The 22320-nt window shown below is 34.9% G+C and carries 17 protein-coding genes; 6 read left to right on the top strand and 11 right to left on the bottom strand.

Going from position 1 to position 22320, the window contains the following annotated elements; all coding sequences use genetic code 11:
• Positions 1 to 82: 82 nt before the first annotated feature.
• From BUB95_RS12630 to BUB95_RS12610, 5 genes are all read right to left on the bottom strand, one after another.
• Positions 83 to 616: a GNAT family N-acetyltransferase gene (locus tag BUB95_RS12630; protein ID WP_073087013.1), complete on the bottom strand. Its 534-nt coding sequence runs from the start codon at positions 614 to 616 to the stop codon at positions 83 to 85.
• A gap of 5 nt (positions 617 to 621) precedes the next feature.
• Entirely contained in the window at positions 622 to 1914 is a 1293-nt protein-coding gene (locus BUB95_RS12625; RefSeq protein WP_073087011.1) for an SRPBCC family protein, read from the bottom strand.
• A gap of 72 nt (positions 1915 to 1986) precedes the next feature.
• Positions 1987 to 2415, bottom strand: coding sequence for a DUF4268 domain-containing protein (locus BUB95_RS12620; RefSeq protein ID WP_073087009.1), 429 nt, complete (start codon positions 2413 to 2415; stop codon positions 1987 to 1989).
• The gene (locus tag BUB95_RS12615) at positions 2416 to 3090 is read right to left on the bottom strand and encodes a ZIP family metal transporter (RefSeq protein WP_073087007.1); all 675 of its coding nucleotides are present in this window, start codon (positions 3088 to 3090) and stop codon (positions 2416 to 2418) included.
• Between the two features lie 9 nt (positions 3091 to 3099).
• Positions 3100 to 3831, bottom strand: a complete 732-nt coding sequence (locus tag BUB95_RS12610) for an SAM-dependent methyltransferase (protein ID WP_073087005.1) — start codon at positions 3829 to 3831, stop codon at positions 3100 to 3102.
• An 88-nt stretch (positions 3832 to 3919) separates the two neighbouring features.
• On the opposite strand from BUB95_RS12610, the gene BUB95_RS12605 reads away from it, so the two are divergent.
• Positions 3920 to 5083: a THUMP domain-containing class I SAM-dependent RNA methyltransferase gene (locus BUB95_RS12605; protein WP_073087003.1), complete on the top strand. Its 1164-nt coding sequence runs from the start codon at positions 3920 to 3922 to the stop codon at positions 5081 to 5083.
• On the opposite strand, the gene thrC is transcribed toward BUB95_RS12605, so the two are convergent.
• From thrC to thrA, 3 genes are read right to left on the bottom strand one after another with little or no spacing between them, the layout of a single operon-like run.
• The gene (thrC, locus tag BUB95_RS12600; RefSeq protein WP_073087001.1) at positions 5080 to 6378 is read right to left on the bottom strand and encodes a threonine synthase; all 1299 of its coding nucleotides are present in this window, start codon (positions 6376 to 6378) and stop codon (positions 5080 to 5082) included. The genes BUB95_RS12605 and thrC overlap by 4 nt on opposite strands.
• Positions 6379 to 7299: a homoserine kinase gene (locus BUB95_RS12595; RefSeq protein ID WP_073086999.1), complete on the bottom strand. Its 921-nt coding sequence runs from the start codon at positions 7297 to 7299 to the stop codon at positions 6379 to 6381.
• Positions 7300 to 7301: 2 nt separating this feature from the next.
• A complete protein-coding gene (gene thrA / locus BUB95_RS12590; RefSeq protein WP_073086997.1) occupies positions 7302 to 9749 on the bottom strand; it encodes a bifunctional aspartate kinase/homoserine dehydrogenase I in 2448 nt (815 codons plus the stop codon).
• A 195-nt stretch (positions 9750 to 9944) separates the two neighbouring features.
• Here thrA and BUB95_RS12585 point away from each other — a divergent pair, with 195 nt between their 5' ends.
• The 3 genes from BUB95_RS12585 (at position 9945) to BUB95_RS12575 (ending at position 13500) form a co-directional block, all read left to right on the top strand.
• On the top strand, positions 9945 to 11501 hold the full coding sequence (locus BUB95_RS12585) for a bifunctional ADP-dependent NAD(P)H-hydrate dehydratase/NAD(P)H-hydrate epimerase (protein ID WP_073086995.1): 1557 nt from the start codon (positions 9945 to 9947) through the stop codon (positions 11499 to 11501).
• A gap of 76 nt (positions 11502 to 11577) precedes the next feature.
• On the top strand, positions 11578 to 13125 hold the full coding sequence (hutH, locus tag BUB95_RS12580) for a histidine ammonia-lyase (protein ID WP_073086993.1): 1548 nt from the start codon (positions 11578 to 11580) through the stop codon (positions 13123 to 13125).
• The gene (locus BUB95_RS12575; RefSeq protein WP_073086991.1) at positions 13126 to 13500 is read left to right on the top strand and encodes a hypothetical protein; all 375 of its coding nucleotides are present in this window, start codon (positions 13126 to 13128) and stop codon (positions 13498 to 13500) included.
• Between the two features lie 77 nt (positions 13501 to 13577).
• Here the strand turns inward: BUB95_RS12575 and BUB95_RS12570 are convergent, their stop codons facing one another.
• Complete coding sequence (locus tag BUB95_RS12570) at positions 13578 to 16136, bottom strand: ATP-dependent Clp protease ATP-binding subunit (RefSeq protein ID WP_073086989.1); 2559 nt, start codon at positions 16134 to 16136, stop codon at positions 13578 to 13580.
• Between the two features lie 259 nt (positions 16137 to 16395).
• Here BUB95_RS12570 and gyrA point away from each other — a divergent pair, with 259 nt between their 5' ends.
• Positions 16396 to 18924, top strand: coding sequence for a DNA gyrase subunit A (gene gyrA, locus BUB95_RS12565; protein WP_073086987.1), 2529 nt, complete (start codon positions 16396 to 16398; stop codon positions 18922 to 18924).
• Between the two features lie 25 nt (positions 18925 to 18949).
• Positions 18950 to 20227, top strand: coding sequence for a tetratricopeptide repeat protein (locus BUB95_RS12560; RefSeq protein ID WP_073086985.1), 1278 nt, complete (start codon positions 18950 to 18952; stop codon positions 20225 to 20227).
• A gap of 47 nt (positions 20228 to 20274) precedes the next feature.
• Here the strand turns inward: BUB95_RS12560 and BUB95_RS12555 are convergent, their stop codons facing one another.
• Entirely contained in the window at positions 20275 to 21024 is a 750-nt protein-coding gene (locus BUB95_RS12555) for a C40 family peptidase (RefSeq protein WP_073086983.1), read from the bottom strand.
• Between the two features lie 9 nt (positions 21025 to 21033).
• On the bottom strand, positions 21034 to 22212 hold the full coding sequence (locus BUB95_RS12550; RefSeq protein WP_073086981.1) for an acetyl-CoA C-acyltransferase: 1179 nt from the start codon (positions 22210 to 22212) through the stop codon (positions 21034 to 21036).
• Positions 22213 to 22320: the final 108 nt, after the last annotated feature.

Genomic DNA, 22320 nt, shown 5'->3' with positions numbered 1-22320 from the left:
CTAGTTGGTTATTGAGCAATAAGTCAGTTATTTATATAGATACTTACAACGTTGATATAATTAATATCAAATATTACAGAAATTACTCGTTACTCAATTTACCATAGTACACAAGGTCTATTAAATCTCCTGAGGTTGTTTTGTAATCACATCGTATGGTGCCTTCGTTTTTAAAGCCCGCTTTTTCAGCAATTTTTCGTGCTGGATAATTTTGAGGATGTGTTCTGAGGAAAAGTTTTTTAAAGCCATGTGTATCAAAGCAATAGTCGCAGAATAGTTTAAATGCTTTGGATGAAACACCTTTATCGGCGTAGTCTTCATCAATGTAGAGTCCCATTTCGGTTTTTGGTATTTTCCAATCAACATTTTTGAGGTCCAAAAAACCCGCTATGGTATTTGTATTGATATCTTCTATTAAATAGGGATAGTATTCTCTTTTATTCACCCTTTCTAGCATTTCAGCCAGAAATACTTTAGTATCTTCAAAAGTCTGAGTTCTAGATGTGGTGCCGGTAAAGAAATCTTCTAAACGTTTTCTGTTTTTAGACACCATACCGTAATAGGCCTCTAAATCCGTGTTTTTTAATAATCGTATTCGGTAATTATCAAATTGCATTCGGATTATTTCAATTTATAAAACAACAAACGACTTTGCTTATTCATGGGTAATAATAAGAGTTGTTTTTCTTTAACATAGGCTATATCTCCAACACTTTGACCTACTGTAAGTATGTTTTCAGTATTTCCTTCTGCATCTATAAGATGAATGTTTCCACTTCTCCAATCCGAAATTATCATTCGGTTGGCATCGTATGGTCTTATGCCATCGAGATTACCTATTATGGTTGAAATAGAATCTACAGATTTAGTATTCATATCTATTTTTGAAACACGCCCACCTTCTGGAGCAGAACCCCATGATGCTACATACATGGTATTGCCTTGTACCAAAAGTCCATTTGGATTATCTAGAGCGGCGTCGGCTAACCATAATGAAAAGTTACCATTAGTGCCAAGTTGATATATTTCTGAAGTTCTAGTGTCTGAAACATAAACGTTCCCCGAATTATCTATTGCCACATCATTTAGAAATGCAATACTTTCTGAAGTATATTTGTTTAAGATTTTACCTGTTTTTAAATCTGCTTCAACAAGTTCAGTAACATCAGAGACATATAATTTATCTTTTGTTATAGCAATACCTTTTGGGTCGTTTAGTCCTGCTACAAAAGTTTTATTCAGGATTTTACCATCTAAGCCAATAGTCGCTACTGAGCCATCACCATCTTCTCGATTACCAATAAGCGAAGCATAAATTCTATTATTCTGCGCGTCATAAACTGCAGATTCGCAATGTGTAAGCTCTAGAGTTTCAGAAATAAGCGTTGGAGTCGTACTTTCATTTTCTTCAATTACCTTTTTAAGATTTGCCAGATTTGTTTCTTCTTGTTCTTTTATAGAGCTACTCATTAAAGCCATTAACGATTTTGAAAACATACCATTACCTTTGGCATTAGTGCTAGAACTAATTTTAGTTTTTCCATCTACAGCATTCATACTAAGTTTATAGTCCATGTCCATGAAATCTGAAGTAAACGTCATGGCCACCGACTCGTTGGGTACAATTTCAGTAATTGTTTCTCGTATAACCATCTCTTGACCTTCTGTTATAAAGTGAACATCTGATACAGCACCAACAGAATCTGGCGTTCCGCTGATATGCTCAATCTTTTGGAAGCCTTCTAACCAATCTGCCATTTTACTTTCGTCCTGGCTCACTGCCCACGATTCGGCAAGCGGTTTATCTACAATAACTTGGCAATCGTAAGAAACCTCAGATTTAATGACACCTAAAAGAAAAAATCCTATAGCGAGAATAGCTATTATTCCTAGTATATACTTTAAGTATTTCATGATATTGATGATTTAGTTAAGCTGATTAGCTTTAAAGGTAATAAAAAAGGGGTTAAGCTAGATGTACGATGTTTACGACTTAATAATATCTCTATATTCTTCAAAAAAAGCTTCAAACAACGACATTTTTTCAAAAAAGAATTCCATAACATCGCGCCATGTATTTTTGTTATGAATGGATACTTTTTGTTCAAGAGGAATATAAATTCTAGAAATTTCTTTACCATTATCTAGGTAAAACTCTTCTTCGTAAATAGCATCAGGAAGATATTCAGAATGAAGAATGCCTTTAAGGGCTTCAAGCTTTTCCCAGCAATTAATTCGGTTTTCTAAATCGTCTTCAAGGTCTAGTGAAACAAAAGCTTTTTTGGTATCAAAATAGAACTTAAAAGATAGACCTTTAATCTTAGTGTTGTAAAGCAACCACTTTCTAGGAAAGGATTTCCCGAAGCTTATCCAAAAGTCTTCTCGCAGTTTTCGGCTTTCTTCTTTGCTAAACATTTATACAAAATAGGCTATGAGGATTCCTAAACAAATAACCACTAGTTTTGATAAATTGAACTTGTGACCTTCACCACTTTCAAATAAAATAGTTGTTGAAATATGAAGAAAAATACCAATTACTAAGGCATTAATTGCAGTGAGATACTCTGGTGCAATAGATGTTGTATTAGAGACTAATGTTCCTAAAGGCGTCATGGCAGCAAAAATTAACATAAAGCTTATAGCTTGACCTTTTACATACATAGATTCCAGCAAGAATGTGGTAAGAAGTATAGCAATAGGTATTTTATGTATAAAAACCCCGTAGACCATATCGTTATGTTGATTAATAGGGAAGCCTTCTAAAAAACTGTGAATACATAAACTAATAAATAGAAGCCAAGGAAATTGAGTATCATCCTTATGAATGTGTAGGTGACCATGTTCAGCACCTTTAGAGAAAAACTCTAATATAATCTGAAGCAGAATACCACACATAATAAAAAGTCCGGTACGCTTAGCGTCTAAATGCTCGTAAACTTCTGGAAGCAAATCAAAAAGTGTTAGTGCCAATAGAAAAGCCCCACTAAAAGAAAGGAGTAGCTTTGTGCCAATGGTCTTCTTGTTCTTGGTTAAAAACGCAATAACAACACCAATGATTATGGCATAAACAGGAAATAGAAACTTATTCATGTTGGCAATTTACTTAAAAATCATAATCGAACGCTCAGAAGTTTTTTGGTGATACTTACGAAGTTTATAATCGCCAAAAACATCTAACAGATGTACACCAGCTTTTTCAAAAAGCACTTCAAAATCATTTAAAGTAAAAGCTTTAACGCGTTCTTGAAACTGATAATCTTCGCCATCTGCCGTAAAAGAGATGTCTTTAATAATATAACCATCTTCTACTTTTCGTTGTTGTAAAAAGGTAATATCATCCACAGTTTTAGTGTCTTCAGCAACAAGATTGTCTATGATGTACTCAGAATTCATAAAATCAATAACCCCAAAACCAAAGTCATTCAGCTCAGCTTTAATGGACTCTATAGTTTTTAAATTGCAGATGTCATCTTCAAAATAACCAAAGCTTGTAAACAAATTGAAAACAGCATCAAATGTTTCAGGATAGGGTTTGGTCATATCATGTACATCAAACTTTAAGCTATCATTTTCATATTGCTTAGCATGAGTAATACTTTGCTCAGATAAATCTACACCTGTAACATTGTAACCTAGCTTATTTAGGTAAATAGAATGGCGACCTTTACCACAAGCTAAATCTAATATCTTTCCATTTTCTGGAAGGTTGAGATAGTTGGTGAGATTATCCATAAAAGCCTGTGCTTCAGTATAATCTCTGTCTTTATATAAAATATGGTAGTATGGTGTATCAAACCAAGAAGCATACCATTTTTCTGTTGTTTTTGTCATAGTTGGTGTGGTCTTTCGACTTCACAAAAATACTGTATTTTTGCAACCTATCGAACCGTTTTAAAGGTTTTGATATTTGACGAAATATATGGACGAAAATTTCAAAATGGTTGCCAAAACCTTATTTGGCTTTGAAGATATTTTAGCTAGAGAGCTTGTACAACTAGGTGCAATGGATGTTGAAAAGGGTGTCAGAGTTGTGTCTTTTGTTGGTGATAAAGGTTTTATGTATAAAGCCAATTTGGGGATTAGAACAGCCATTAAAATATTGAAGCCTATTAAATCCTTCCGTATAACTAGAGAAGAAGATTTGTACAATGGAGTTAAAAATATTAAATGGGAAAACTATCTAAAACCAGAAGGTTCTCTAGCTGTTGATGCCACTGTACATCATAGTATTTTCACTCATTCGCAATACACGGCTTTAAAAACTAAAGATGCTATTGTTGACCGTTTTAGAGAAAACAGCGGTACACGTCCTAATATAGATTTGCGATTTCCTGATTTAAAAATTAATGTACACATCGACCGCCAACGTTGTACTATTTCATTAGATACTTCAGGTGAATCGCTACATCGTCGCGGGTATAAAACGGCGACTAATATTGCACCTATAAATGAGGTTTTAGCAGCTGGTTTAATAATGATGAGTGGATGGGACGGACAAACCGATTTTATGGATCCTATGTGTGGTAGTGGTACTATTTTGGCTGAAGCGGCTATGATTGCTTGTAATATTCCGCCTAACTTAATGCGTAAAGAATTTGCTTTTGAGCGTTGGCAAGATTGGGATGTGGATTTATTTGAAAAGATTGAAGAATCACTTTTGAAGAAAACGCGAGATTTTCATCATAAGATATTGGGTTATGATAAATCACCTTCTGCTGTAGCTAAAGCCAAAGAGAATATTAAAAATGCGCATTTGGATGAGTTTATCCATATACAACATGAAGATTTCTTTAAAACTCAAAAGGCTGGAAACAGTAAGCTGCATATGGTATTTAATCCGCCTTATGGAGAGCGTTTAGAAAACCTGAATGTTGAAGAATTCTATGGCAATATTGGTACAACTTTAAAACACGGTTATCCCAATACAGATGCTTGGTTAGTCACGTCTAATCTTGAAGCATTAAAATCAGTTGGCTTACGTCCATCTCGAAAAATAAAAGTATTTAATGCAAAGTTAGAATCTCGTTTAGTTAAATACGAAATGTACGAAGGTAGCCGTAAAGCAAAGAAGCAGAATAATTAATTCTTGTTAAGTAGATACGTTTTTAACTCTGAATAGCTAGAAATAGGAATAGATACTTTTTCTTTATCTATAACCGCTTTAATCTGTTCGGGCAATTCAACCCTAATATTAATAACGTCTTCAACAACATCTAAAAACTTTGTCGGATGAGCCGTTTCTAAAAATACAACGTGGTCTCCTGGATTATTCTGCAAATACTTTTTTGCGCCCAAATATCCTACTGCACCATGAGGGTCAGCAATGTAATTATACGTCTTATGTATTTCTAATAAGGCTTTACGTGTCTCATCATCCGAAAAACTGTAAGAAGAAAGGTTTTCTTTTAATTCATTAAAATCAGAGTTGTATAATTCTTTAATCCTTATAAAGTTACTCGGATTGCCAACATCCATAGCATTACTAATGGTTTGCACGGAAGCCTTTGGTTGGTATGACTTTGTTTCTAGATAGTTAGTGACTACGCAATTAGAATTATTAGAAGCTATAAAATGTTTTATTGGCAATCCTAGTTTTTGAGCCACCATACCCGCACAAATATTCCCGAAATTACCGCTAGGTACAGAAAATACAATATTTTCATACTTACTTTTTAGCTGTTTGTATGAAAATAAAAAGTAGAACAATTGTGGTAACCAACGTGCAATGTTTATAGAATTAGCGGAGGTTAACTGCATTTTACTCGTCAATTCTTCATCAACGAAAGCTTGTTTTACCATATCTTGACAATCGTCAAAAACACCATCGACTTCTAGAGCAGTAATGTTTTGTCCAAGAGTCGTCAATTGTTTTTCTTGAATGGCACTGACTTTTCCAGAAGGGTAGAGTATAACTACATCAACTCCTTTAACACCTAAAAAGCCATTGGCTACGGCACCACCAGTATCACCAGAGGTGGCAACCAAAACGGTAACTTTTCTAGAATTATTTTTATTGAAATACTCTAAACATCTGGCCATAAATCTGGCACCAACATCTTTAAATGCCATAGTTGGTCCATGGAATAACTCTAAAGATGAAATTTTAAAATCTAATTCTACTACAGGAAAATCGAATGAGAGCGTGTCCTTAACAATAGTTCTTAAGTCGTTTTCAGGGATTTCATCACCAACAAATTGTTTAATGGCTTCGAAAGCGATTTCAGAATTGGATTTGTTTTCAATAGAATCAAAAAAGGAATAGGGTAGAGGCGTGATATACTCTGGGAAGTATAAACCTTTATCTGGCGCTAATCCTCTAACTACGGCATCTTCAAAAGTGGTTTTAGGCGCTTTTTTATTCAGACTGTAATACTTCATTTATAAAATTTTAATCCCTTCAGTATTTATTTTTGAAACAAAAGTGTAAAACGGAATTTCAGTTTTCTCATATACATTTTGCATTACTTTCTCCACCTCTGTAGCTTTAGCTTTTCCTTTACTCAAAGCAAATATTGAAGGTCCAGAACCTGAAATACCACAACCTAAAGCTCCAGCATTAATAACTTCTGTTTTTAGTTTATCAAATTCTGGTATGAGTTGTTTTCGGTAAGGTTCTACAACAATATCATTTAGTGTTTTACTCAAAAGATGATAATCATTTGTGTGAAGGGCATGCACTAAACTACCTACATTAGACCATTGTGTAATGGCATTACTCAACGGAACTTCATTTGGTAAAATAGCACGAGCTTCTGATGTTTTTATTTCAATTTGTGGATGAATTAATGTCGTATATAAGTCATTAGGTGTTGGAAGTTGCAATACATCAACCGGATTTACGCTACGAACCAAAGTAAAACCTCCGAAAATCGCTGGAGCAAGATTATCGGCATGTTCTGACCCGCTAGCTAAGGCCTCGCCTTTGAGTGCATATTTGGTAAGTTGTAGCTTGCTTAATGGTTTTCCAAGAAGTTCATTGATACCAAATACACTTCCTGCAGCACTAGCTGAACTACTTCCAATACCACTTCCGGGTTTTATGTTTTTGTAGATTTCGATTTCAAAACCACAATCAGGTTTTAAATAATTATATAATGCTAATGCAGAAACTCCGGCAACATTATCTTCAGGATTAAATGGTAAATCAGATCCTTCAATTTTTGTAATTCTAATACCTTTTTCTGAAGTTTTTCGGATGACCATTTCGTCACCAACACTGTCTAGGCAAAATCCTAAAACATCAAAACCACAGGATACATTGGCTACAGTCGCAGGAGAAAATATTTTGATACGCTCCATAACTATTTGTTACCAATTTTTATAATATCCGCAAATAGACCAGAAGCAGTGACATCTGCACCAGCTCCAGCACCTTTAACAATAAGAGGTTGCTCAGGGTAACGCTCAGTATAGAACATCACGATATTGTCTTTGCCCTCTAAATTGTAAAATGGATGACCTTCAGGGATTTCTCTTAAACCCACTTTTGCTTTCCCGTTTTTAAATTCAGCTACATATTTTAATTGACAGCCTTTTTCTTTTGCAGAAGCATATATATCTTGAAAATGAGATTCGTCTTCTTTAAGTGTGTCATAAAAATCGTCAACAGTATCACTTTCTAAGTTTGCTTTGGTAAGGAAGGATTCGTTTTCAATGTCTTCAATTTCCATTTTTTCGCCATTCTCTCTGGCTAGAATTAAAATCTTACGCGCCACATCTATTCCGCTTAAATCTATACGTGGGTCTGGTTCTGTGTAGCCTTCAAATTGAGCTCGTTTTACGGTATCATGAAAATTGGTGTGGTCTCCAAAATTGTTGAATACGAAATTGAGACTTCCTGATAAAACAGCTTCAATACTCGTTACTTTATCCCCAGAAGCTACTAAATTATTGAGTGTGTTTATGATGGGTAAGCCTGCGCCTACATTAGTTTCGTAAAGAAACGAAGTGTTATAGCTCAGTGCTAAGTCATGTAAGTTTTCATATAAACTATATGCTCCAGAACATGCTATTTTGTTGCAAGCAACTACAGAAATACTCTGACGTAAGTAATGCTCATACCAATAAGATACCTCTTCTTCTGCAGTAATGTCTACAAAAATACTATTACGAAGATTAAGGTCTAACACTCTATTGTAGAATATCTCTAGGTTAGTTTTTTCAGCAAAATCAAAAGCAGAGGGCCAATCTTCTAAATCAATTCCTTCTTCATTAAAAATCATCTTTCTGGAGTTTGCCATGCCTACAATACGAACATCAATTTTTAGTTTTTCTTTCAAAAATTGATGTTGTTGTTCTATTTGGTCTATGAGACGTTCGCCAACATTACCAACACCAACGATAAAAACATTAAGTTGTTTAGTCTCGACTTCAAAAAAGCGTTCGTGTAAGGCATTAAGTGCTTTTTTTACATCAATTTCGTCAATTATTGCTGAAATATTTCGTTCTGAAGCGCCTTGTGCTATAGCTCTAACATTGATGTTGTTTTTGCCGAGTGTACTAAACATTCTACCGCTAATACCTTGGTAGTTTTTCATATTATCCCCAATAAGTGCTATGATAGAAAGTCCACTCTCTACAAGTATGGGTTCAATCTTTTTAAGTGTGATTTCGTACTCAAAAGCCTTATTAATAGAATTTTCAGCTGTTTCTTTATCCTTTGTGTCTATACCAAAACAAATGGCATGCTCAGAGGAAGCCTGCGTTATAAAAATGACATTAATTTTTTCAAGAGCTAAAGTTTCAAATAGCCGTTTTGAAAAACCAGGAATCCCCACCATACCTGGACCTTGGAGTGTAAGCAAAGCTATATTGTCTATATGAGTAATCCCTTTAACAGGATTTTTTATAGACTTTTCGGTGAAATCTGAAATTCTTGTTCCTACATCTTCTGGATACATCGTATTCTTTATAAGAATAGGAACATTAGCATCTAAAACAGGTTGTACTGTTGGTGGATAAAGGACTTTTGCACCAAAATGAGATAGTTCTAAGGCTTCTTGAAATGATATTTGCTCTATGGGCTTGGCTTGTTTTACTAGACTTGGATTTGCTGTATACATGCCACTGACGTCTGTCCAAATTTCTAAAACTTCTGCATTTAAAGTAGCTGCAACAATAGATGCTGTGTAGTCAGAACCTCCACGACCAAGCGTCGTCTCTTCTCCTGTTGTGGAGTTTGCAACAAAACCTGGTAATACTGTAATTCTATGTTTTGAACTCTTAAAATACTCAACAATGTTAGCTCTAGTTGGTTGTATGGATACTTCCGCATTACCATGATTTGAATCCGTAATTATAAGCTCTTGACTATTTTTTCTTTTTGCATCAATTCCTCTTGACTTTAGGGTTTCTGAGATGATATAAGATGAAATAAGCTCTCCAAAACTCACTAATTTGTCTGATATTTTTGGAGTCAATTCGTTTAGAAGGTACAATCCATCAAGTAAACTTAAGAGCGCTTCAAGCTTCTTACCTATTGTAGAAATTATAAGCTCATTATCCTCAGGAATGAGTTCTTGTACAATAGAGAAATGGATATTTTGGATGTCTTCAAACACAGTCTTATAAACTTCATCCTTTAGTATTGCAAGGCGTCCCGCATTTAGAAGCTTATCTGTAATACCGCCAACAGCAGACACAACCACGACAATTGGAGTGTCCTCTGACTTTTTGTCTAGGATAGCTATAACTTTATTTATATTACTAGCAGAACCAACGGATGTTCCACCAAATTTCAAGACTTTCATGATATTTGAGATTTGAAAACTTGTTAAGTTTACGACTTAAATTTCCTAAGCACTACATGCGAAAGTGTATTTTGTCTTCAGTGCTAATCAAATGTATTATTTTTGGCACAATAAAAAAACCTAAGCTCATGTTTAGTCCTATTTTTATAAAAAGAATAAAATAGAGGTTGGTTTTTTAAATAAATCATAGTGTAGATGAAAATCTTTTCGAAAACTCAAATATATGAAGGTGATAAAATCACCGAGCAACGTCAAAGCTTGCCGCCATCAGAATTAATGGAACGTGCTGGTTTGCAAATTTTTAATTGGATGCATTTACGAATGCAAGGTGCCCAAGTGCCTATCCATATTTTTTGTGGTATTGGTAATAATGGAGGTGATGGTCTAGTTATAGCAAGACACCTAATTACCCATGGTTATAATGTAGAAGTTTATGTAGTGAATTGTGGGAATAGCCGTTCTCAAGATTTCTTAACAAGTTATGATAAAGTAAAGGCGGTTACCAAAAAATGGCCTCAATTATTAAAGTGCGAAACTGATTTTCCTGAGATTCATAAAGATGATATTATTGTCGATGCTATCTTTGGCATTGGCCTTAATCGTTCTATTGAAGATTGGATAAAAGCACTATTTCATCATTTTAAGGCTTCGGATGCTTTTACACTTTCTGTAGATATCCCATCTGGATGGTATACAGATAAGCCCATACAAGATAAAGATGGTGTGGTTAGAGCAAATTACACCTTGAGTTTTCAATCGCCAAAATTGATTTTCTTTTTGCCTGAAACTTCAGATTGTACTGTTCAGTGGGAAGTTATAGACATAGGCATCGACCGAGAGTATTTAATATCTTCTGAAACTGAGTACGAGTTAATTTCTAAGAATGAAGTACTCCCAATGTATAAGCCTAGAGAAAAGTTTTCTCATAAAGGCGATTTTGGACATGGACTTATTATTGGTGGAAGTTATGGTAAAATTGGTGCTGTGCAATTAGCTACGCGTTCTGTTTTATCATCAGGGGCAGGTTTGGCTACTGCTTATGTTCCGAAATGTGGCTATTATCCATTACAATCTAGTTTACCAGAAGCAATGGTTATTGCAAATGCTGATGAAAAGAAGATAACAGATATCAATTTTGATATTGAGCCATCCGCTATTGGAATTGGTGTAGGTTTGGGAAAATCTTCTGAAACTGTTTCCGCACTGCAAACTTTTCTAAAATCTAACAAAGCCCCATTAGTTATTGATGCAGATGCTATAAATATTATTTCTGAAAATAATGCGTTGCTAAAATCAATTCCAGAAAACTCAATATTAACACCGCACCCTAAAGAATTAGAGCGATTAGTAGGTAAGTGGTCAGATGATTTTGATAAGCTTAAAAAAGCATCAGATTTTTCAGTGAAGCACAAGGTTATAGTCGTTATAAAAGGAGCTCATACCATTACAGTCTTTGGTGAAAAGAAATATATAAATGTTACAGGAAATCCAGGTATGGCAACAGGCGGTTCCGGAGATGTTTTAACGGGTGTTATTACGGGGCTTTTATGCCAAAAATACAATCCAATTGAGGCTACACTCTTTGGAGTATATCTGCATGGTAGAGCTGGTGATTTAGCTATTGAAGAATATGGTTACCAAAGCTTATTGGCTGGCCATATTATAGACTATTTAGGCGAAGCTTATATTGATTTATTTAAGCAACCAGAACAAACCCAAGTTGAAGGCGAAGAAGAAGTTGATGAAGCATAAAATACTATGTAATTATTAACATTTGTTGCATAGCCAAAAAGATATTTTCACTTTTGATTTTTAGAAAACTCACAAAATGGCAAAATACTATACAATTTCTTCCTCTTTATTGACGCTAAAGGATATTAACACTATCATTTTTGAGAATAAGAAGATTAAACTATCGGAAGAAGCCAAATCTAAAATCAAAAAATCTAAAAGCTATTTAGAAAAGAAGCTTGCTGATAGTGACACTCCTTTTTATGGTATTAATACGGGTTTTGGTTCCTTATACAATGTTGAGATTTCTAAGCGTGATTTAACAAAATTGCAGGAGAATTTGGTGATGTCTCATGCTTGTGGTACTGGAGATAAAGTCCCAGAAGTCATCGTTAAAATAATGCTCTTGCTAAAGATAAAGTCTTTAAGTTTTGGGCATTCTGGTGTGCAATTAGATACGGTGAAACGTTTAATTGATTTTTTTAATAATGATATTTTCCCGTTTGTATATACGCAAGGTTCACTAGGTGCATCTGGAGATTTAGCACCATTAGCACATTTGTCTTTGCCAATTATCGGTAAAGGAAAAGTGACTTACCAAAATCGGCTGGTAAAGACATCTACAGTATTAAAGAAATTCAATTGGAAGCCTATAAAACTTGAGGCAAAAGAAGGTTTAGCCTTATTAAACGGAACACAGTTTATGACTGCTTATGGTGTATACTGTCTTTTGTTATCTCACAAGGCATCTTACTTAGCGGACATTGTTGCTAGTATTTCATTGGATGCTTTTGATGGTAGAATAGAGCCCTTTAACGATTTGGTGCATATAGTAAGACCTCATGCAGGGCAATTAAAAGTTGCGCGTCGTTTTAGAGAATTTTTAAAAGGAAGTGAATTAATTGCTCGTGAGAAAGAGCATGTGCAAGACCCATATTCTTTTAGATGTATTCCTCAAGTACATGGCGCAACAAAAGACACGATAGATTTTGTGGAGAAAACAATGATTACAGAAATCAATTCGGTGACTGATAATCCTAATATTTTTCCTGATGAAGATGAAATTATATCTGCTGGAAACTTCCATGGACAGCCACTAGCTTTAGCTTTTGATTATCTAAAAATCGCTATGGCAGAAATTGGAAATATATCAGAAAGACGTGTTTTTCAATTGGTTTCTGGCTTGAGAGGTTTACCAGCATTTTTGGTGAACAATCCTGGTCTCAATTCTGGTTTTATGATTCCGCAATACACAGCAGCAAGTATTGTAAGTGCTAATAAGCAGTTAGCAACACCAGCTAGTGTAGACAGTATTGTATCAAGTAACGGGCAAGAAGACCATGTGAGTATGGGCGCCAATGCTGCGGTACAAGCATATAATTTAATCCGAAATGTAGAACGCATTATAGCTATAGAATTGTTTAATGCTTCGCAAGCTATGGAATTTAGAAAACCATTAAAATCCTCTAGGTTTATAGAGTTGTTTTTGAAAGCCTACAGAAAGGAAGTCCCTTTTTTAAAGAAAGACGAAATTCTTCATGATGATATTGAAAAGTCAATCCAGTTTTTAAAGAAATACAATATCACAGATTTTGAATTATTCTTGAATGATTATGGAATAAAAGCAGATTTGTTGGAGCAGTAAATGAAGTTCATAAAAAAGAACGAAAAGATAATAGGTATACTAATACTTGGATTTATAATTATAGGTGGAATTTACTACAACACTATAAGATATGATGAGCTTGAAGAGTATGGTAAAATAACTGAAGCTGAAATAATCAATTTTAGGTATAGGAGCAATGCTAGATATACAATTTCATATAGGTTTAAGGTAGATGGGAAATCATATGTTGGTTCTACATCTTTATCTTTTTTCAGATGTGATGAATCTGACAATAAGCGAAAAGGTTGCATAGGTAAAATGTTTAAACTTACCTATTCATCAAAAGACCCTAATATTAATGAAATTGATTTAGGAAAATATAATCGCTTCAAAGGAATTAAGCCTCATTTTTAGGATTAATGAAATAAAAAAAGCCATTTCATCCTGAGGTGCCGGGAGAAATGGCTTTTCAAAATTTATAAATAAAAAAATTAAGATTCCTCAGTAGGTTTCTCTTCAGATTTCTTCACTTTTATCTTTAAAACATCATTCTTTTCATCTAAATCCATAGAAATTGTATCACCTTCTTGAATTTTTGAAGCAATGATTTCTTCGGCTAAAGCGTCTTCAATATATTTCTGAATTGCGCGCTTTAAAGGTCTTGCGCCGTATTGAGAATCAAAACCTTTTTCAGCAATGTAATCTTTAGCTTTAGCAGAAAGTTTAAGCTCGTAACCTAAACCACTTATACGCTTAACTAATTTCACTAATTCAATATCAATAATTTTGTTGATGTCTTCTTTTTCAAGCGTATTAAACACAACGACATCGTCAATTCTGTTTAAGAATTCTGGTGCAAATGCTTTTTTAAGGGCGTTTTCTATAATGCCTTTAGCATGGTCTGCAGCTTGTGATTCTTTTGCAGCTGTACCAAATCCTACACCAGTACCAAAATCTTTTAGCTTACGCGCACCAATATTAGAAGTCATTATAATTATGGTATTTCTAAAATCGATTTTGCGTCCTAAGCTGTCTGTCAGATATCCGTCATCCAGAACTTGTAATAGCATATTAAATACATCTGGATGTGCTTTCTCAATTTCATCGAGTAAAACAACCGCATAAGGCTTGCGACGTACTTTTTCTGTTAACTGACCACCTTCTTCGTAACCTACGTAGCCTGGAGGTGCACCTATTAAGCGTGAAATGGCAAATTTCTCCATGTATTCACTCATGTCAATTCTAATGAGTGCATCGTCGTTATCAAATAGCTCGTTTGCTAAAACTTTAGCTAACTGCGTCTTACCAACACCTGTCTGTCCTAAGAAGATAAAAGAACCTATTGGTTTGTCAGGGTCTTTTAAACCAGCTCTATTGCGTTGAATAGCTTTTACAACCTTTTTCACAGCATCATCTTGGCCAATAACGCGACCTTTAATAAGGTTTGGTAATTCAGCAAGTTTATTAATCTCAGTTTGAGCAATTTTATTTACAGGTATACCTGTCATCATAGAGATGACATCAGCTACATTTTCTTCAGTCACAACTTCGCGATGAAGCTTTGTTTCGTCCTCCCATTTTTCTTGAGCTAATGCTAAATCTTTCTCGAGTCGTTTTTCATCATCTCTAAGTTTAGCCGCTTCTTCATACTTCTGTTTCTTAACCACAGAGTTTTTAGTTTCTCTTACTTCTTCGAGTTTTTTCTCTAACTCAATAATTTGCTTTGGCACATCAATGTTTGTGATATGCACACGAGAACCTGCTTCGTCTAAAGCATCAATAGCTTTGTCTGGTAAAAAACGCTCCGTCATGTAACGGTTGGTAAGCTTAACACAAGCTTCTATAGCTTCATCTGTATAATCAACATTGTGATGCTCTTCGTATTTACCTTTAATGTTATTAAGTATTTCAATAGTCTGCTCAACGCTAGTTGGCTCTACTAGTACCTTTTGGAAACGACGTTCTAAAGCACCATCTTTCTCTATGTATTGTCTGTACTCGTCTAGAGTGGTAGCACCGACACATTGAATTTCACCTCTAGCAAGTGCAGGTTTAAACATATTAGAAGCATCTAAACTTCCTGTAGCTCCACCAGCTCCAACTATGGTATGAATCTCGTCAATGAAGAGTATAATATCATCATTTTTTTCGAGCTCGTTCATTACTGCTTTCATACGTTCTTCAAACTGACCTCTATATTTTGTGCCTGCAACTAAACTAGCAAGGTCAAGCGTAACAACACGTTTATTAAATAGTGTGCGCGATACTTTTCGTTTTACAATACGCAAAGCCAAGCCTTCTGCAATGGCAGATTTACCTACGCCAGGCTCACCGATAAGTAGCGGATTGTTCTTTTTACGTCTGCTAAGTATCTGAGAAACACGCTGTATTTCTTCTTCACGTCCTACTACAGGGTCTAATTTCCCTTCTTCGGCTAATACCGTTAAATCTCTCCCAAAGTTGTCTAAAACAGGTGTTTTAGACTTTTTGTTACCTTTTTGAGATGTTCCACCAAAAGGATTTTGTTTTTCATTGTCTTCTGCTTCATTCATATCGTCATCAGAAAATGATTCTGCTTTTGGTGTTTCTAAGAAATCGTCATCGTTTGTTATCATAGATTTAAATTCTTCTTTAGTGTTATCATAATCGACCTTTAGCTTATTTAAAAGTTTAGTTGTTGGGTCGTTTTCGTTTCGCAAAATGCACAATAATAAATGTGCAGTATTTATAGACGTACTCTGAAAAAGTTTAGCTTCTAAAAAAGTAGTCTTTAACGCACGCTCAGCTTGTCTGGTGAGGTGCAAGTTTTTCTTTTCGTTAGATGTTACTGAAATATTTGGATTTGCAGGGCTTAAAATCTCGACTTTACGACGCAGATGATTTAAGTCTACATCTAAAGAATTTAAAATATCTATAGCCTTGCCATTGCCATCACGTAGCAAGCCAAGCATTAAATGCTCAGTTCCAATAAAGTCGTGCCCTAACCGTAAAGCTTCTTCTTTACTGTAGGCAATTACATCTTTAACTCTAGGTGAAAAATTATCGTCCATATTAAAATTCGTTCTGCATTAAAAATAATAAATTCAATAACAATAGGGCAAAAACTATACCTTATTAATATGAAATTAACGAATAGACTAAAAAAGGACTGTAAAACAAAATATTGGGTAAGATACTTATTAACGATTTTAGCGTTAAAAATTGTTAATAAATACCCTCAAAAGAACCGTTTGAATACACGACTAAACCTAATGAAATTCATATATTAGCACGTTACGAAAATTAAGTAAATAAATTAACATTTATAATATGGCAGAAGGCGAAAAATTAATCCCTATTAACATTGAAGATGAAATGAAATCGGCTTACATCGATTATTCGATGTCGGTCATTGTGTCACGTGCATTACCGGACGTGAGGGATGGATTAAAACCTGTGCATAGACGTGTTCTTTACGGTATGCACGAACTAGGAGTTAGAGCAAATACAGCACATAAAAAATCAGCAAGAATTGTTGGTGAAGTATTAGGTAAATATCACCCACATGGCGATACTTCGGTGTATGACACTATGGTACGTATGGCGCAAGATTGGAGCTTACGTTACTTACTTGTAGATGGCCAAGGAAATTTTGGTTCTATTGATGGTGATAGTCCTGCGGCAATGCGTTACACAGAAGCGCGTATGCAAAAGATTTCTGAGGACATGTTGGCAGATATAGATAAAGATACTGTAGACCACAAACTAAATTTTGACGATACCTTAAAAGAGCCTACAGTTTTACCCACACGTATTCCTGGTCTTTTAGTAAATGGAGCTTCAGGTATCGCAGTAGGTATGGCCACAAACATGCCGCCTCATAACTTAACTGAGGTTGTAGATGGTACTGTTGCATATATTGAGAATAATGACATTGAAATTGATGAATTAATGCAGCACATCAAAGCGCCAGATTTCCCAACAGGAGGAACAATCTATGGTTATGATGGTGTTAAAGAAGCATTTCATACAGGTCGTGGTAGAGTTGTTCTAAGAGGTAAAGCTAACATTGAAGAAGTTAACGGTAGAGAATGTATTATCGTAAACGAAATTCCATATCAAGTGAACAAGGCAGATATGATTAAAAAAACTGCCGATTTAATCAATGATAAGAAAATTGATGGTATTTCTACGATTCGTGATGAATCTGATAGAAATGGAATGCGTATTGTTTACGTTTTAAAGCGTGACGCTATTCCAAATATCGTTCTTAACAAATTATACAAGTATACAGCATTACAGTCTTCTTTTAGTGTAAATAACATTGCACTTGTAAATGGTAGACCAGAGATGTTGAATTTAAAAGATTTAATTCATCATTTTGTTGAGCACAGACACGAAGTTGTTGTAAGACGTACGAAATACGAATTAAAGAAAGCTGAAGAACGTGCCCATATCCTTGAAGGATTAATTATAGCCTCAGATAATATTGATGAAGTTATTGCACTAATCCGTGCAAGTGCAAATGCAGACGAAGCTCGTAATAAGTTAATTGAACGTTTCAAGCTATCTGAATTACAAGCTAAGGCTATCGTAGAAATGCGATTACGTCAGTTAACAGGTCTTGAACAAGATAAGCTACGTGCTGAGTACGAAGAATTAATGAAAACCATAGAAGACCTCAAAGATATTTTAGAGAAGAAAGAGCGTCGTATGGATATCATTAAAGAAGAATTAAGAGAAGTTCAGTCTAAATATGGTGATGAGCGTCGTTCTAATATCGAATATGCTGGTGGAGACTTAAGCATCGAAGATATGATTCCGGATGAAAAGGTAGTTATTACTATTTCTCATGCAGGCTATATCAAGCGAACATCTTTAACAGAATACAAGACTCAAAATAGAGGAGGAGTTGGTCAAAAAGCTTCTACTACTCGTAATGAAGATTTCTTAGAGCATTTGTTTGTGGGTACAAACCATCAATACATGCTGTTTTTCACACAAAAAGGAAAATGTTTCTGGATGCGTGTTTATGAAATCCCTGAAGGTAGTAAAACCTCTAAAGGTAGAGCTATTCAGAATCTCATTAATATTGAACAAGATGATAAGGTAATGGCATTTATTTGTACTCAAGATTTAAAAGATGAGGAGTACATTAATAACCATTATGTAATTATGGCCACTAAAAATGGTCAGGTTAAGAAGACATCTCTTGAGCAATATTCTCGTCCAAGAACCAATGGTATTAACGCTATTACCATTAAAGAAAACGACGAGTTATTAGAAGCTAAATTAACCACAGGCGAAAGTCAGGTGATGTTGGCATTACGTTCGGGTAAAGCCATACGATTTGAAGAAGCCAAAACACGCCCAATGGGTCGTAATGCTTCAGGTGTAAGAGGTATCACACTTCAGCATGATAAAGATGAAGTTATTGGTATGATTGCAGTTAATGACATGGAGAGTAACATACTTGTCGTATCTGAAAACGGTTATGGTAAACGATCTAGTTTAGAAGATTACCGCATTACTAACCGTGGTGGAAAAGGTGTAAAGACGATTTCTATTACAGAAAAAACTGGTAACTTAGTAGCAATTAAGAATGTTACTGATGAAGATGACTTAATGATTATTAATAAGTCAGGAATAGCTATTCGTATGGAAGTATCAGATTTGCGCGTTATGGGAAGAGCTACTCAAGGTGTTAAACTAATTAATCTCAAGGGTAATGATTCAATTGCAGCTGTTGCAAAAGTGATGAAAGATGATGAAGAACCAGAAGTAGAGGCTGAAGGTATTGAAAATACTGATGTTTCAGAAAATGGCACGGCTATTGATAATAACGAAACTGAAAACTAAGATTAACTAAAAATAAATTTTTAAAATGAAAAAAATTATAACTTTAATTTGTGCTGTTGTTATTAGCACGATGTCGTTTGCACAGAAAAACGAGATTAAGGCTATAGAAAAAGCACTAAAAAATAACGATTTTGGCACTGCAAAAGCTAGTGTTGCCGCAGCTGAGTCCTTGTTAGCCAATATGGACGATAAAACTAAAGACAAATTTTATTTCTTAAAAGCTAAGTCTTTATTCTCTAATGGTGCAATTGCAGACACTGATGTTGATGCTGCATTACAAGCAGTAGAAGACCTAATGACTTTAGATGAAAAGACAGGTAAGTCTAAATATAAGTCTGATGCCATTTCTATTAAAAGTAGAATACTTGAATCTGTTGTGCAATCTGCTTATGAAGCATCACGAAGAGGTCAAAACGAATTAGCAGGTGCCAAATTTCACAGAGCTTATACTCTTTCACCATCAGACACTTTATATCTTTATGCTGCTGCATCGTCTTATTTGAATGCACAGAAATATGAAAAATCATTAGGATATTATGAGCAACTTCAAGATTTAAATTATCAAGGTGTTTCTACTCAATACGTTGCTACTCTTAAAGAGACTGGTAAAGAAGAAATTTTTAACAGTAAACAATTGAGAGATGCAGCAGTAAAATCTAAGCAGTATATTGCACCAAAGGATAAGAAACTGCCTTCAAAACAAGGAGAAATACTTAGATATATGGCTTTAATTTATTCTAGTCAAGATAAGGCAGATAAAGCTTTGGAATTAATTGCACAAGCTAAAAAGTTTAATCCTGATGACATGCAATTGGTAATAGCAGAGGCTAAAGCATATTTGGCTTCTAATCAAAATGAAAAAATTAAACCTTTATTAGAAAGTGCTAACAGCTTAATAAAAGGAGATGCAATAAACCTTATGAACTTTGGGATTTTTGCAATGGAGATTTCTGAAAATGAAATGGCAAAAGAATATTTTAAGCAGGCAATGGACGCAGATGAAAAACTTTCTGAGCCATATCTAAACATGGGTGCATTATTATTAGATGATGATAAAGCTATTGTTGAGGAAATGAATAGTCTGGGGAATTCTGCGGCTGATAATGCACGTTACGATGTGTTAAGAGACAAGCGTTTAGAATTATATAAAGAAGCTATACCTTTTATTGAAAAAGCATTTGAGCTTAAACCAGATTTAGCTACAGGTAAGTATTTAAGAGACTTGTATAGTGCTGCTTTTATGACAGACAAATATAAAGAGATGAAGCAAAAAGTTGCGGACATGGAAGCTTCTGGCAACTAATAGAATTAAATCTTAAAAAAAAGCGGTCAAATTTTTGACCGCTTTTTTTATATAATTTTCTTTATAACCCTGAGTTTATGGGTGTGTGTATTAGTTTCTACATTGTATATACCACTATGGTCTAAGCGGTCTATTCTTACCTTACCATGAGCATGTATAATATAATTGTCTTCCATAATTATACCTACATGAATAATATCACCCTCAGCATTATCAAAAAAAGCTAAATCACCAGGTTCACTTTCTTCTATAAAGCTAAGCGCGTCACCCTGAGTCGCTTGTTGAGATGCGTCTCGTTTAAGCTTGTGACCGTTAATACGGTATACCATTTGAGTAAAACCAGAACAGTCAACACCAAAAGGTGTTTTTCCTCCCCATAAATAAGGTGAGTTTAGATACAAAAAAGCTGTTTTTATTAGTTGAGATTTATCCTCAACCTTGTCATATCTATTACCATCAAAATTATGTTCAAGAACTTCTAATCCATTTAGCGTCGAGCCTAATGGAATGGTATAGATGTTATTGTTTTTATCCGAAACGTACTCTAATAAATCACCTGATAGAATTGTATTAGACTTTGATATATCATTGTAAGTCTCTTGAGAAATTTCAAGATATTGCTTATTATCAATCCATGCCTCATACTTATCATAAGAAACTCTAATACGGCTCCATTTCTTTCGTTTTTCTATAACTTTAAAACATTCGCCATAGAGTAACTGAGAGACAAGTTCGGACTTATCGCTCGGCTCAAAACGCATAGGTACAATACCAAGATTACAGATGCCGTATTGCATAAGTTTTATTTATGAGCGCTCTAGAACTAATGATGAAGCTCCACCGCCACCATTACATATAGCTGCAGCTCCATATTTGGCATTGTTTTGCTCTAATACATTAATAAGAGTTACTAATATTCTAGCTCCTGAGCAACCCAGTGGATGGCCTAAAGACACAGCACCTCCATTAACATTAACATTACTATCGTTTAAGCCTAATATTTTCATATTAGCTAATCCTACTACAGAAAAAGCTTCATTAAATTCAAAGAAATCTATGTCATCTATTGTAAGATTAGCTTTGGCAAGAGCTTTTGGTAAGGCCTTTGCTGGGGCTGTGGTAAACCACTTTGGCTCTTGAGCAGCATCAGCATAACTTTTTATAGTTGCTAAAGGTTTTAATCCTAATTCTTCAGCTTTTTCTTTACTCATGAGCACCATTGCCGCTGCACCATCGTTAATGGTAGAAGCATTAGCAGCTGTCACGGTCCCATCTTTTGTAAATGCTGGACGTAAAGCCGGAATTTTCTCTATTTTTACGTTTGTATATTCTTGATCTTTATCAACCACTATAGCATCTCCACGTCTTTGCGGAACTTCTACTGGAATCACTTCATTATCAAACTTACCAGAGTCCCATGCTGCTTTTGACCTATTGTATGATTGAATTGCGTAGGCATCTTGGTCTTCACGAGAGAACTCGTACTCAGTTGCACAAGCATCTGCACAAACTCCCATAGCATTTTTGTCATAAACATCAACCAAACCATCCTTTTGCATACCATCTTCTAAAGTTGCAGATCCAAATTTTGTTGCTGAACGTGCATGGTAATAATGCGGAATTAAACTCATGTTTTCCATACCGCCTGCAACAATAACTTCTGCATCACCAAGTTGTATCGCTTGTGCAGCTTGCATTACAGCTTTCATGCCAGAGGCGCAAACTTTGTTTACAGTTGTACAAGGCACAGTGTCAGGAATTCCAGCATATATCGCAGCTTGCCTTGCTGGAGCTTGACCAGTACCAGCTTGTACAACATTACCCATTAAGACTTCTTCTACCAATTCTGGTTTCAGATTTATTTTGTCTAGAGAACCTTTTATAGCTGCAGCTCCTAATCTAGGAGCTGTTACAGTAGATAAGGCACCAAGAAAACTACCAATAGGTGTTCTAACAGCCGATACGATAACAACTTCTTTATTCATCTTACTTTTATTTGAATTTTGCTGTTGCGAATTTAATGATTTTTGAGAGATTTGATAACGAAAAATCTCCTAAACAAACTCCAAAATACATATATTTATTACATTTGG

Source organism: Winogradskyella jejuensis, from assembly GCF_900129745.1.
Taxonomy (GTDB): Bacteria; Bacteroidota; Bacteroidia; order Flavobacteriales; family Flavobacteriaceae; genus Winogradskyella; species Winogradskyella jejuensis.
This window is presented reverse-complemented; position numbering and strand designations above follow the sequence as displayed.